This is a genomic window from Mastigocladopsis repens PCC 10914, from assembly GCF_000315565.1.
Classification (GTDB): Bacteria; Cyanobacteriota; Cyanobacteriia; order Cyanobacteriales; family Nostocaceae; genus Mastigocladopsis; species Mastigocladopsis repens.
Window position 1 is genome coordinate 627,675 of record NZ_JH992901.1, and the last position, 12,318, is coordinate 639,992.

Consider the following 12,318-nt stretch of genomic DNA (forward strand, 5'->3'; position numbering starts at 1 on the left):
AGGCGTTGCTGAATTGAAGTATGAATCCGGATGTAGTGAAAGTGCAGTGCTACGTCTGGACAAGGATTTTGGTATTATGCACTCATCATTTTCATACATGGAATCAGCAACGCCCGTAATTATGAATTACGAATTAATTTGCCCCTACAAGAGAAGGATATTGCTCTTCTACCGTAGGATAATCGGTGTAACCTTTTTCATCACCACCATAAAAAGTCGTTGAATCTGCCTCAGTCAACGGTGCATTGAGAGCTATACGTCTGGGTAAGTCGGGATTTGAGATAAACAGTATTCCAAAAGAAACTAGATCGGCTTCTCCCTTTGCTAAAACGGCATCGCCTTTTTCACGGGTGTATTCCCCATTAACCATGAGTGTACCGTGATAACGCTCTCGTATATGACTGGTTGGCACCACTGTCGCCCCATGTCGGATGTCTGATTCTATCGCTTCAAAAATATGCAGATAAGCCAAATCAAATTGGTTCAATGCTTCGCCTGCATAACCAAAAGTCGCCAGTGGGTTTGAATCATGCATATCGTTAAACGTCCCACTGGGAGATAGGCGTACCCCAACCCGTTTTGCACCCCATACACCGACAACTGCTTCAGTGACTTCTAGCAGCAATCGGGCACGATTTTCTATAGAACCACCATAGTCATCTGTACGTTTATTCGTACCATCACGGAGAAATTGGTCAAGTAAATAACCATTAGCTCCGTGAACCTCTATCCCATCAAAACCAGCAGCCAGAGCATTTTCAGCCCCCTGACGATATTGTTCGATAATTTCGGGAATCTCTGAAGTTTCCAAAGCACGAGGAGTGACATAGGGTTTCATGCCTTCAAAGGTGAGTACCTGACCCTTGGGTGCGATAGCAGAAGGTGCTAGCGGTAACTCACCATTCGGTTGAAAATCAGGGTGTGAACTACGCCCTACGTGCCATAGTTGCAGATAAATTCTACCTCCGTGCTGATGCACTGCATCTGTGACTAACTTCCAACCTTCGACTTGTTCTTGTGAGTGGATTCCTGGTGTATGAGGATACCCTTGACCTTGTGGAGAAACCTGGGTAGCTTCAGCGATAATTAGCCCCGCCGAGGCACGTTGAGTGTAGTAGATGGCATTGAGTTGATGCGGTACGTTCCCCTCACCCGCCCGTTGTCGGGTTAGGGGAGCCATCACTATGCGGTTGGGCAGTTCTAAATCACCTAACTTGTAGGGTGAGAGTAAGTTGATGTTGGTGTTCATAGGTTGAATCTCTAAATTCTGTGCAACGCAAAAAATTAAATTTTCTAGTACAGGACGAGAGAAATAACTAGACAGTTAGAAATAGGTTAAAACCCTGCTGATGTAAGTCTTTTTCTCCCCTGACTTCTGATTTCTGACTCCTGGCACTAGCTGACAACTCAAGTCAGTTAGACTTGGCTAAACTCTTGAGTTTTCCAGTCCGTTTTTACGGAATTATCCTGTTAGCCCGAAAATTTCTAGCTGTTCTCGTTCGTATTTAATACAGCTGGGTGCAACTTGTAGGGTGGGCGTTCTGCGCGCCCGCTTGACGGTTCGTGTGGCCCATCCCACAAGAAAAAAGGTTGTAGTACATTCAATTAAGTAAGAACCAGTATATTCTAGGTAGTTGAATTCTGTTGGCAAGATGCTTTAAACAACTGACTGCACAACACCGCAATCTACCCGCAAAGCTGCACCATGAGTAGCTGCAGTTCTGGAACTGGATAGATAGACGACCATCGCTGCTACCTCATCGATTGTTGCAAAGCGTTTGGTCAGGGCAGTTAAACGTGCTTTGCTGAATTTTGGCGAACGCGCAAGGCGCGTTCGCCTACAAATTATAACTACAGATACTGCGCTAAGGTCTTGCTCAAGGTTGTTTTTGGCACTGCACCCACCACCGTATCGACTTGCCGACCCCCCTTGAACACGATGAGCGTAGGAATGCTGCGAATCCCATAATGGCTGGCAACAGTAGGATTTTCATCTGTGTTTAACTTCACTACTTTTACCTGTCCTGTGTATTCGGCAGCAATTTCATCTACCACCGGACCAACCATACGGCAAGGTCCACACCACGGTGCCCAAAAATCTACCAACACTGGAACTTGACTTTCAAGGACTTCTTGCTTAAACGTGGACTCTGTTACATTTGCTACGGATGACATACTTGCCCTCCTATTTATTCGTTAATTCGATATTATCGAATAAATAAAATATCGTCAACTAAGTGAGATAATCCAAGTATGAGACTCTTATATCACCCAGACCGAAAACATATTTCTTTAGCGGGAGTGCTGTATGCTTTAGGTGATCCAGTGCGGCTGGAAATTGTGCGGCGACTGGCGTATGAAGGAGAGCATTGCTGTGCTGACTTCGATTTTGCCATTGCCAAGTCTACCATGTCCAATCACTTCAAGATTTTGCGCGAGTCAGGTATAGTCTTAACTCGCAAAGAAGGAACACAGCACATTAATATGTTGCGGAAAGATGATTTGGAAGCACTTTTTCCTGGATTGTTGGAGGCTGTATTGCGATCGGCTAAACCGTGGTCTATTTGTTCCTCCTCTCAACAAACGACGTCAGAGCAAGTTTAATGATTAAAGAGCCGTTTGCCAGCACTTTCATGATTCAATTACTCGTAAAAATTCGGTTTAGGGCTATTTGGAACCACAGATGGACACAGATGGACACAGATAAATGATCTGCGTCCGTCCGCAGTTTCATATTCAAAAAAGGAATGCTGAAGCTACTGAATGAACTGCGCTGAGAAAACGGCTCCAAGGTCATGCTGTGATATTATCACCGCCCTGTTGATTAATTATTAATCGCACAATGGATAGCCCTAAAATTATCAGGAATAGCACTAACCCAATTGTGCAAGCATAGCTAATTTCCAAATTATTAAATGCTTGTTCATACAGATAGTAAACAATTGTTTTCGAGCTATTGCGCGGTCCACCTTGGGTCATGATATAGACTTCTTCAAAAACCTTGGTGGCAGAAATAGCCGAAATCACAGCAACTAGGGCTATATATGGTTTCATTAAGGGTACAGTAATATCCCAATGCTTGCGGACACCGTCTGATCCATCAATTGCCGCAGCTTCGTAGATATCAGTGGGGATGGATTGCAACCCAGCTAAATAAATCACCATATAGTAGCCCAATCCTTTCCAGACGGTGACAGCCATCACGCTGTACAATGCAAAGTGGGGACTGGTTAGCCACGGAATTCCTTGTGGGAAAAGACCCTTCAGTAACTGATTAAGTAAGCCATTTTCTGCGTACAGCCACTTCCAAGCAATCCCCGCCACCACCATTGAAATGACTACTGGTGTGTAGTATGCGGCTCTAAACCAATGCATTCCGCGCAGTTTCTGATTCACTAAAATTGCCACTGCTAAAGGAGCAATAACTAAAATTGGCACGACACCCACAAGGTACAGCAAGGTGTTTCCCAAGGTTTGCCAAAATACAGGGTCATTCCACAAGCGCTGGAAGTTGGCAAAACCCACCCATTGCGGCATCTGAGTCAAATCGTATTCGTAGCGGGTAAAACTGAGGTAAAACGCTTGCAGTGCCGGCCAAAAGACGGTTAATCCTAAGATAAGCATCGCCGGCAGCAAAAACAAGTAAGGAGTCAGTCGCTGTGAGAAAAGAACCCAATTTTTGGCTGTCAATCTGTTCATAGGTTGTTTTTTTTCGTGCTGTTGAGGGATGAATTCCCGCTTTGGATAAGTGCAAGATAAAAGAGCAAATCAATATTACACGAGCCTTTAAGCCTAATTCATGATTGCTAATTTACATGAGAAGGGATGGGAAGTTATTTACCATCGCGCCCATGCTTTGCTTGCTGCTCAAATAGCCGGACACTGGCATCCAGAAAAACGTCCACTGCGCTGGCTGGAGACAATTGCAGCCATTTCCCATCACGACGATTTGGAAAAGGAATGGGAAGGCAATCACCTCACCGAAGCTGGCGCACCGCTAGATTTTACCTTGGACAAGAAAACTGATTTAAGCAAATTACGCCGACATACCCAAAATTCCAGATATCGCGGACGATGGGTGGCAATGCTCATTTCTATGCACATGAGCTTTCTAACTGAGGGTAAGCGCGGAGAATCACCCCAATTGGATAGCTTTTTAGACGAACAACTCCAGAATCAAGAGCAATGGCGCAAGGAGTTGAACATTACAAAAGACGAAGCAGCGCAAGCTTATGAATTTTTTCAATGGTGCGATCGCCTTTCACTCATCCTCTGCAATCACGCGTTACCTGTGGGTGAACGTGCCTTAGAAATTGCAACTCTGCCAGATGGCAACCGCTACGATGTGATAGAGTCTGGCGATGGGAATGTGACAGTAAAACCCTGGCCCTTTCTAGAAAAAAAGTTTACTGTCAATGTGGAAGCTAGCTACCTAGAGCAATTGAAATTTGAGAGTAACGATGAACTCACGCAAGCGCTTCAGACGGCACCAATCAAAACCCTAGAGTGGACTTTTGCGCGCTGATGTGAAAAGTTGGGCAAGGGCAAAAGGGGTGATGGGGGTTAGAACCAGGTATTGGGTAAAGGAGAGCTTTTTCATTAAATGTATCAGTAAAATCTAGGAAAAACTATGTTGTCGTAACAACATAGTTTTTCTGTATAAAAAACTATTTATTGATTTGCCTCCCTATCTTCCTTCATGTTCGAGACTTGACGTTAACCGAGTAGTGGGACATGAAAGGTCGCTCAAAGATTAGGTGAAATATGTAGCCAACCAGTATTGACAATGGAACAGCGATGAGGAGCCATTTGACAGCCATTAATGTAGGAGACAACTGGAAGTTAAGTAGCAGTTGATGCACGAGCCATATCACAGGAGCATGAGTGATATAGAGGCTGTAAGAGAATATGCCTAGTGCTACGACCCACGGCGTTTCCAAGACTCGCACAACAGAGGGAAGTGGTTTGCCGTTCATCACAAACTTGGTGCAGTAAATGAGAAAACAAGCCGTTCCAAAGGCAACAAAATAATGAACTATCCATTGCTCCATTCCTGTCACATACTCAAATCGCAGCCACTCTGTCAAGAAAGCAAGACAAGCAAAAACAGCAGCAAGACTAGACCAAGGTAATGAATTTTTTATCCTCATCAAGGATGGTTTTTGAGAAAAACTGATTTCTGCTGCCGCCATTCCTAAGGCAAAAAGACCTAGAAACCACGGGTGGACATTTTGGGAGACTTCACCCAATAGATAGTTCAGTGTAATTCCAACCAAAAAGGCGATTGTTACCGTAGATAATAAGCCTAACCGTCGCCATATTGGTATTAACAAAATGGCAAAGATAAAATAAATTTGCCACTCCACAGCAATAGTCCATGTCGGACCATTAATTTGATTTAGATGTAAGTCAAAATTTTGAATGAGTAGAAGATAAACAAGCACATCGTGGAAAGAGAAGATAGGAGAGAATAAACCGTTCAGAATATTTAATCTTTCACTATTCCAGTCTAAAGCAGCAATTTGCTTGCTCCACAATATCAATACACCTATCAACACGCACAGGAGCATAGCAGCATAATATGGTGGCAGAATTCGCCGAATTCGTCGCTTAAAAAAACCTAGTAAACCTCCTGACAAATATCTTTTGTTAGAGCGAACTACCGGAAGCATGAGACAGTAGCCGGAAAGAACAATAAAAATGACAACAGCAAAAATTCCATATCTCAAAAACTTGGTAATAGGTAACCACAGTAAGGCGGGTTGTAAAGCTTCAGAGAGGTTGGCGTCCCAACAGTGAACTAGAACCACATAGAGAGCTGCCAAACCACGTATGCCATCTAAGTAAGCCAGACGGAGTCGCTGGTTACTGGGTTTTTCAGAATAAGTATCCGAAGATTCGTGAATTTTATTTTGATGCATTAATAATTAAGAATTGACTATTGGACACACAAGAATCATCAGGACGAGTTTATGAAAAGATACTCATCCTATTAGGAACGAATGAATGCAAGATATTTCTGGAACTTCTTGTCAGAAAATGCTTGATTAGGCTAAAAATCGGAACTTTAACTCAAATAGCATTGGTAACAAAGCTGGTTCATTAAGACAAGAATCAGACTTAATTTTCTGATTGCACAGATAAAATTTTTCTCCCAATCTCAACAAAACCGTAGAAACCAGAAGTTTTTACCTGGTAGGAAAACAGCTTATAAACATCACTCCTGGAATAGGAGGTCGCAACCGATATATAAGTGTTAACGACTTATGTAGATGTTATGCTTAAAGGTAAAATCAGGTCTGTTGCTACCAATGGCAAATGAGTGGCGAAAGCTAATTGAGCCATTTTTGAGACTGACCGCAAACTTCTACCTCAACAGAAGTTCTAGTAATTTTGCTTTATTTTGAAACAAACTTTTGTATTGTACTTAGTACAGATACTCACAAACTCACATTTTTATAGGGTGAAGTTACGCTACTTTCCCTTGAAGCCAAGCTCCACACATCTACAGCACTCGCAATTGGAAATCGTAACGAATTTGTGTAATTCTATACTAAGTCATGTCTTGTAAAAGCTCTCTCTTGCAAGACTAGATAAAATAGAAGTCATGCCTCTAATCTTTATCAAGCGAGCCTTTTAAATCTATTAAAATCAGGGGGGAGTTAAACCACCAGGAATTCTTACGGCAGGAACTCTCTGAAGTACCAGTTCATACACCACAAAAAGAGTTCCTTTTAGGAGTGGTTGTTGGATGTGAGCCAGAAGGATTGAGCGGATAAAACCTAGCTTAAACATACGAATAACCTCTGAGCTTCCATCGTGCAGTTTGCTAGTGGCTGCACATACTTACTAAATACACACCTGCTTTTAACATTAGACTCTTGGCAAAAATCTTATTCAGTTTTTAGAACCACAGATGAACGAGTATAAAAAACATTCCTTTAGTTTTCCCACCAACAAAGTTTTTCCTTTGCTCTTCTCTACTGATAGAGGAGTAGGAGGAAATAACGGGGAGAAAGAGGTGATATATACAGACAAACTATCTGCGATTGTTTACGTAGATCTTTGAGTGCAGTCAAAGATTCCCGTTTTTGCAAGCAGTCTAATGTTTTTATGATTAAACACACCCTAACATTTAGGACAATACAAAGAGCAATAGATTCCAAGGGATTTAACAGAATTTTCACATAGAAAAAATTAATCTTTATAAAGTCTTGATTAAATGAGAAGCTTTTGATACGTAATACTACTTGACTCAATGATCATCATAAGTAATTCCCCCTTGTCCCTCTCATCAAGCTGGGTTGGGAACTTTGATGTGAGGCAATAGATAAAGGAATTAATAGAAAAAATAGCCATATTGCTAGCCAAAGTTAATTCATCAGTACTAAGTGCTCAGTTCTGAGTAAATACCCACACATAAATTTGGGGAATTGAACAAGCATCAAAGGCTTTTTTCTGTACCAAGAGATTCGGGAGCCAGTGGTGTGGTTCGCGGAGTTTTCCTTGCTGACTCGTCGAGTAAATCCTCCAAGCGGTCGAAGTGTTTGTACAAAGTAGCTGGTACAAAGGTGGGAAAAGGCCTCACTCACTAATGACGCGTGGCTACGCCGTTTTGATATTGTGCTTTCTACAAAATTGACGACTATCAAGTCTGAAATTTTTTAAGCTTAAGCCTGCTTTGTGCGAGCTTGTATCCCTTTTTCTTCATTTTTCAACGTTTCTATCGCAATTTCACTATATCCCACTTGTTTACGAGGCTACTAAAGCGACATTTCCTAGTAAGATCGAGTGGTTAAGTTTTATCTCGCAGTATTAAGCAGTAGCAACTGCCAAAAATAAACCTGTGATTTCCAGAGCTACCGCATAAGCTCTAAACTGGAAAACGGTAAAGAGAGGATTGACACAATGCCATTTGAACTTCCCCCATTACCATACGACTACAAAGCTCTAGAGCCGTTTATTTCGGCTAGCACCTTGGAGTTCCATCACGACAAGCACCACGCTGGTTACGTGACCAACCTCAACAATCTTGTTAAAGATACAGATCTTGCTAATAAGTCATTAGAAGAAGTCATATTGGCAACTGCTAATGACTCAGCTAAAGCTGGTATCTTCAATAATGCCGCTCAGGTTTGGAATCACACCTTCTACTGGAATGGCTTGAAGAAAGACGGTGGTAGTCCTACTGGTGAGTTAGCCGAAAAAATAAATGCCTCCTTTGGTAGCTTAGATGAGTTCAAGAACCAGTTCAAACAAGCTGGAGCAACTCAGTTCGGCAGTGGTTACGCTTGGCTGGTGCTGGATAAGGGTGAACTGAAGGTTGTGAAAACACCAAATGCTGCTAACCCTATGACCGACGGTCAAACTCCTTTGTTAACCGCTGATGTGTGGGAACACGCCTACTATCTGGATTACCAAAATCGTCGTCCAGACTACCTGCAAACTTTCCTAGACCAGTTGATTAACTGGGACTTTGTTGCCGAACAGTACGCTAAAGCTAAATAAGGTAGAAAAACCTGCCTGCTAGGAGTTTTACAACCCCTAGCTGATAGCAAAAGTCATTGTACATAGGACTCAACACTGACTTAGTCAGAATTTCAGTCCATTAAAATGGACTTGAGCTAAGAGCCAGGAACTTGAGTTTCTGGCTCTTTTTCATACAGAAAAAGCGATCAGTCGCTTACAAGCAAAGCCCTTCTAAGACCTAAAATCGATTATGGACAGCACAAACTTAGCCCAATATATGGAAGCAACAGGCAGCATAGCCAAACCTTGGCTATTAGTGCAACTGCGACTGAAGAAACTTCAAGAGCGACGAGCCACGCTTTCAGAAAATGAATACGTTCGAGAATTAGAAGATATTCACCAAGACTTGATGAATTTGGGGGAATGGTGGCGGGGTATTGAAGATGAGGTGTTTTAAAATCAAGAGTCAAAAGTCAAAAGTCAAAAGTGATTACTTTTCTTAAGTTGAATTGATGATGGTGTTCTGAAGAATGGATTATAAAGATGCAGGAGTTGATGTTGAGGCTGGTCGAGAATTTGTCAATAAAATTCGTCATTTAGTTCACAGCACTTTTAGACCGGAGGTCATTGGTGGACTGGGTGGCTTTAGTGGCTGTTTTCAACTACCAAGTGGTTATCAGGAACCTGTGTTAGTTTCTGGGACTGATGGTGTCGGGACAAAGCTGAAAATCGCTCAAGTTCTCAACCGTCATGACACCGTTGGTATTGATTTGGTAGCAATGTGCGTCAACGATGTGCTGACATCTGGCGCAGAACCTCTGTTTTTTTTAGATTACCTAGCAACAAGTCAGTTAGACAAAGAGCAGCTTACTCAGGTAGTTGCAGGTATAGCCTCTGGATGTCAGCAGGCGGGTTGCGCTTTACTGGGAGGAGAAACCGCAGAAATGCCAGGTTTTTACCAGGTGGGTGAGTATGATCTGGCTGGGTTTTGTGTGGGAATTGTGGAAAAAAGCCAGATGCTGGATGGTTCCCAGGTACAAGTGGGGGATGTGGCGATCGCACTCAAGAGCACTGGCGTACACAGCAATGGCTTTAGTTTGGTTAGGAAAATTGTCAGCGAAAAAGGATTTTCGTGGAGCGAGTCTCCAGAACTATTAGGTGGTCAAACATTAGGAGAAACTTTCCTCACACCCACGCGTATTTACGTTAAACCTGTACTTGCTGCGCGTCAAGCAGGGTTAGAAATTCACGGTATGGCTCATATCACGGGTGGAGGGTTGCCAGAAAATTTACCTCGTTGTTTGGGTCAAGGTCAAGCTATTGAGATTGATTCCGAGAGTTGGTCTATTCCACCTCTATTTCAGTGGCTAGCACAAGTCGGTTCTGTGAGTCCCCAAGCGATGTATAACACTTTCAACATGGGAATCGGATTTGTACTGCTGGTACCTCCCCATCAGGCACAGCAAGCAATGACCTACTTTGAGTCACAAAATATAACAGCCTTTACAATTGGTAAGGTCATAACTGGCTCAGGTGAATTAATTGGATTACCAACTTGATTGAGAATATTTATACACAGTATTAAAAGTTTTGTTTTGTTTTCTTTTCTTTTTAAGAAAGCTTATCTGTACTTTTTTCTACTTACTTCTTACTCAAAAACGACCTATCGTATCTGCTGTGTTATACCTTGCGCTAAAGCACCTTAATCGATAGGCATCATTGGTGTGATACTAGTTTTCAGTCATCTAATGTCGAGAAGCAAGTCAATTTAGTCAACATCTGCCGCATTTATTAATTGCGGAATTCACGATGAATAGTAGTCATATTTTTGACTTTTAATTAGAAAACTAATCTAAAATACGCATGACCGCTAGCCTTTGAATTTGCTAACGTAGTCTTAACATATTGAAAAATTTTGCTAATGATGCTCAAAAATAGCTACCAACACTCATTTACGGTGCTGGTGCATTCTGGGCTGTTGATGTCGCACGTTCCCATTTTAAAAATAACCTATTTTGGATAAGAGGGGGTTATGACTGTCAATATTGTTGAGGTATCTACTAAGAGCGAACAATTAAAGCAAGTATTCCAGAGCATTGATGCAAAAAGTTGTCCAAGGTATTTCAACTTTCATATGCACACTGTCTTCTCAGATGGTAGGTTGCAGCCGAGTGCATTGATGAACCAAGCGATCGCTATTGGTCTAAAAGGGCTTGCTATTACCGACCATCATAGTATAAGTGGCTACCAAGCTGCTCAAAACTGGTTGGAAAACTGGAAGTGGAACAACCCTGGCGCAAATGCTCCCACACTCTGGAGTGGTGTAGAAATTAATGCCCATCTTTTAAATATTGAAGTTCATATTTTGGGTTATTCTTTCGATCCACAACACTCCAGCATGAAACCATACATCCAAAGAAAAATTACTACAGGAGAAGAATATCAAGCAGGTAACATAATTGCTGCCATTCAGCAAGCAGGGGGACTGGCGGTACTAGCTCACCCAGCACGTTATAAGCGATCGCATTTTGAATTGATTCCTGCTGCTGCACAATTGGGTATTAATGGCGTTGAAACTTTTTACGCCTACAACAACCCCAACCCTTGGAAACCCAGTGATAGAGAATCGGTACAGGTGCAACAATTGGCTAGTGAATACGGTCTGTTGAACACCTGTGGTACTGATACTCACGGTTTAAGCTTGCTCCAACGGTTGTAAAGTGATGGTCTATTTTGCCACAATACTCCTGGTTCAATCAGCCAGGGGATTATTAACAATTTAAAATTTACGCATTCAAAATCCACAATGAAGAAATTTAATGCTTGCAAGTAGTCATAGCTGTATGTAAATGAAATGCATGACAGCTTATTCTTGTTATATTGTGTCTTGAGCACTCTCTTCACATAAATTTTGACCCACAACCTCTTTCATAACCTTAAGAAAGGTTCGCAAGACTGGTGATGGCTCATCTTGTCGCCAGACTGCTACAAGTTCCACCTCTGCGTTGGATGTATTAAGAGTAATGTAGACAACCCCCGCTCTGTGAATATTGCGGATAGAAGCAGGAGCGAGGGAGACACCCATACCAGCAGAGACAAGACCGAGAATTGTCTGCTTTTGGCTAGCTTTTTGCACTACTTTAGGGCTAAAACCTGCCTGTTGAAACAAACTGATGCACTGGTCGTAGTATCCAGGTTCTAAGTGACGTGATACCAGAATAAAAGACTCGTTAGCCAGCATGGGTAATGCTAACTCTACCTGAGTTGCAAGCAGATGAGTCTCTGGCAATATGACGACAAGTGGCTCCTTGAGGATTGGTTCAAGGGTCAAGCTAGCGTCAGGTATAGGCGGAATCATCAAACCGAGGTGGATTTGCTGCTCTTGTAGCGCCTGTACCTGAGCACTCGTTGTCATTTCTTCCAACTCCAGTTCTACACGCGGAAATTTTTCTCGAAAAATCCTCAGAGCTTGAGGTAAAACGCTGTAGGTCGCAAAACCAGAGAATCCCACCTTGAGTCGTCCACTCTCTCCCTGAGCCACTTGCCTTGCTATCTCTACAGCCTGAGCAGCTTTCAGCAGAATCTGGCGTGCTTCTACCAAAAATGCTTTTCCTGGTTCTGTTAGCTGAACTTGGCGCTTAGTGCGATGAAACAGAAGTACCCCTAATTCATCCTCCAGTTGGCGGATTTGTTGGCTTAAAGGTTGCTGCGTCATGTGCAGTCTTTCAGCAGCTCGACCAAAGTGCAGTTCCTCTGCCACAGCAACAAAATAACGTAAATGTCGCAGTTCCATTAGAACGTTTTAAGTGTTAATTGCTATAAAAAATGTGTTGGACAGTGAAAAAATTA

Annotated in this window: 12 protein-coding genes; 6 read left to right on the forward strand and 6 right to left on the reverse strand. The window is 42.5% G+C overall.

Features of this window, described 5'->3' with window-relative positions:
* Window positions 1-133: 133 nt before the first annotated feature.
* The gene (locus tag MAS10914_RS0104965) at window positions 134-1,249 is read right to left on the reverse strand and encodes an alkene reductase (protein WP_017314799.1); all 1,116 of its coding nucleotides are present in this window, start codon (window positions 1,247-1,249) and stop codon (window positions 134-136) included.
* Window positions 1,250-1,851: 602 nt separating this feature from the next.
* Window positions 1,852-2,175, reverse strand: a complete 324-nt coding sequence (trxA, locus tag MAS10914_RS0104970; protein WP_017314800.1) for a thioredoxin — start codon at window positions 2,173-2,175, stop codon at window positions 1,852-1,854.
* A gap of 78 nt (window positions 2,176-2,253) precedes the next feature.
* Here trxA and MAS10914_RS0104975 point away from each other — a divergent pair, with 78 nt between their 5' ends.
* On the forward strand, window positions 2,254-2,604 hold the full coding sequence (locus MAS10914_RS0104975) for an ArsR/SmtB family transcription factor (RefSeq protein ID WP_017314801.1): 351 nt from the start codon (window positions 2,254-2,256) through the stop codon (window positions 2,602-2,604).
* Between the two features lie 189 nt (window positions 2,605-2,793).
* Here MAS10914_RS0104975 and MAS10914_RS0104985 read toward each other — a convergent pair whose 3' ends face one another.
* Complete coding sequence (locus MAS10914_RS0104985) at window positions 2,794-3,699, reverse strand: carbohydrate ABC transporter permease (RefSeq protein ID WP_017314803.1); 906 nt, start codon at window positions 3,697-3,699, stop codon at window positions 2,794-2,796.
* Window positions 3,700-3,799: 100 nt separating this feature from the next.
* Between MAS10914_RS0104985 and MAS10914_RS0104990 the strand changes: the two genes are divergently transcribed.
* Window positions 3,800-4,525: a DUF3891 family protein gene (locus MAS10914_RS0104990; RefSeq protein ID WP_017314804.1), complete on the forward strand. Its 726-nt coding sequence runs from the start codon at window positions 3,800-3,802 to the stop codon at window positions 4,523-4,525.
* A gap of 172 nt (window positions 4,526-4,697) precedes the next feature.
* Here MAS10914_RS0104990 and MAS10914_RS0104995 read toward each other — a convergent pair whose 3' ends face one another.
* Together MAS10914_RS0104995 and MAS10914_RS35325 are read right to left on the reverse strand one after the other, a co-directional pair.
* Entirely contained in the window at window positions 4,698-5,921 is a 1,224-nt protein-coding gene (locus MAS10914_RS0104995) for an acyltransferase family protein (RefSeq protein WP_017314805.1), read from the reverse strand.
* A gap of 730 nt (window positions 5,922-6,651) precedes the next feature.
* Window positions 6,652-6,795, reverse strand: a complete 144-nt coding sequence (locus MAS10914_RS35325) for a hypothetical protein (protein ID WP_232224108.1) — start codon at window positions 6,793-6,795, stop codon at window positions 6,652-6,654.
* Between the two features lie 1,113 nt (window positions 6,796-7,908).
* Between MAS10914_RS35325 and MAS10914_RS0105000 the strand changes: the two genes are divergently transcribed.
* The 4 genes from MAS10914_RS0105000 to MAS10914_RS0105015 all read left to right on the forward strand — a co-directional run bounded on the left by MAS10914_RS0105000 (window position 7,909) and on the right by MAS10914_RS0105015 (window position 11,188).
* A complete protein-coding gene (locus MAS10914_RS0105000) occupies window positions 7,909-8,508 on the forward strand; it encodes a superoxide dismutase (protein ID WP_017314806.1) in 600 nt (199 codons plus the stop codon).
* 211 nt (window positions 8,509-8,719) lie between these two features.
* Window positions 8,720-8,926 (forward strand): hypothetical protein, encoded by a 207-nt coding sequence (locus tag MAS10914_RS0105005; protein WP_017314807.1) that lies wholly within the window; start codon window positions 8,720-8,722, stop codon window positions 8,924-8,926.
* Window positions 8,927-8,999: 73 nt separating this feature from the next.
* Window positions 9,000-10,028 carry a phosphoribosylformylglycinamidine cyclo-ligase gene (gene purM / locus MAS10914_RS0105010; protein ID WP_017314808.1) on the forward strand — a complete coding sequence of 343 codons (1,029 nt, stop codon included), beginning with the start codon at window positions 9,000-9,002 and terminating at the stop codon, window positions 10,026-10,028.
* 473 nt (window positions 10,029-10,501) lie between these two features.
* Window positions 10,502-11,188, forward strand: coding sequence for a PHP domain-containing protein (locus MAS10914_RS0105015; protein ID WP_017314809.1), 687 nt, complete (start codon window positions 10,502-10,504; stop codon window positions 11,186-11,188).
* 156 nt (window positions 11,189-11,344) lie between these two features.
* Here MAS10914_RS0105015 and MAS10914_RS0105020 read toward each other — a convergent pair whose 3' ends face one another.
* Window positions 11,345-12,262 carry a LysR family transcriptional regulator gene (locus MAS10914_RS0105020; RefSeq protein ID WP_017314810.1) on the reverse strand — a complete coding sequence of 306 codons (918 nt, stop codon included), beginning with the start codon at window positions 12,260-12,262 and terminating at the stop codon, window positions 11,345-11,347.
* Between the last annotated feature and the right edge of the window lie 56 nt (window positions 12,263-12,318).